The organism is Thiolapillus sp. (assembly GCF_048562965.1).
In the GTDB taxonomy this organism is placed as follows: Bacteria; Pseudomonadota; Gammaproteobacteria; order Chromatiales; family Chromatiaceae; genus Thiolapillus; species Thiolapillus brandeum_A.
In genome coordinates, this window is record NZ_JBHNMF010001098.1 from 1 (window position 1) to 887 (window position 887).

General features: G+C 56.9%; 2 protein-coding genes. Both read right to left on the reverse strand.

Translation table 11 applies throughout. The features are described 5' to 3' along the window. Nucleotides 1-179: 179 nt before the first annotated feature. Nucleotides 180-581 (reverse strand): hypothetical protein, encoded by a 402-nt coding sequence (locus ACOCD2_RS22550; protein WP_419626172.1) that lies wholly within the window; start codon nucleotides 579-581, stop codon nucleotides 180-182. Between the two features lie 37 nt (nucleotides 582-618). After that, nucleotides 619-747, reverse strand: coding sequence for a hypothetical protein (locus tag ACOCD2_RS22555; protein WP_293653950.1), 129 nt, complete (start codon nucleotides 745-747; stop codon nucleotides 619-621). Nucleotides 748-887: the final 140 nt, after the last annotated feature.

Here is an 887-nt window from a genome sequence, read left to right on the forward strand (position 1 = left end):
CATCCAGCAGGCGGGCAAATTCGGCATCGGTGAGGTTGACGCGGTTGAGCGCCTCGAATTTTTCGCGGAAGTTCTGCTCCAGCGCCTCACGGTCGCGGATATCCGGGCGGTAGGTGTATTTGAGGTCTTGCAGTTTGGTGCGCAGGCGTTGTTCTATGTCGTTTTCTTTTGTCATTCTCTCACCTGAAATACCCTTTCCTTCGCTGCCAGCCATGGAGAGCGAAGCGAAGGCTGGTAGACCCCAGCAGCCGCGAGGCCGCACTGTTTTCCCGGCGTGCCTTGCGCCAGAGGGAAAACAAAGTAGGTCTCCGAACGCGGCGTCCAGTCATTGGGAGCCAAGTACGGAGCAGCAACGAGCTTGCGAAGTTGTTGCGTAGTGCTGGGTGACCAGGACGGCTGGGGCACCAATAGGTTGTCAAAGGCCGAGTCGATTTTGGGGACTGGGATGTCCCAAAATCTATCACGAGGTCGAAGACACGCTTGCGCTGCCAGCCATGGAGAGCGAAGCGAAGGCTGGTAGTCCCCAGTAGCCGCGAGGCCGCGCTGTTTTCCCGGCGTGCCTTGCGCCAGAGGGAAAACAAAGTAGGCCTCCGAACGCGGCGTCCAGTCATATGGGAGTCAAGTACGGAGCAGCAACGAGCTTGCGAAGTTGTTGCGTAGTGCTTGGTGACCAGGACGGCTGGGGCACAAATAGGTTGTCAAAGGCCGAGTCGATTTTGGGGACTGGGATGTCCCAAAATCTATCACGAGGCCGAAGACACGCTTGTTTCGCTGTCGCCAGCATCCAAGTCAATACAAACACTGGGCCTGTTTTCCTGCCGAATGAATCACAGGCTGTTGAAAAACGTCCGGATTTCCGCAAAATCCGCGGCCCATGCCTGTTGAGT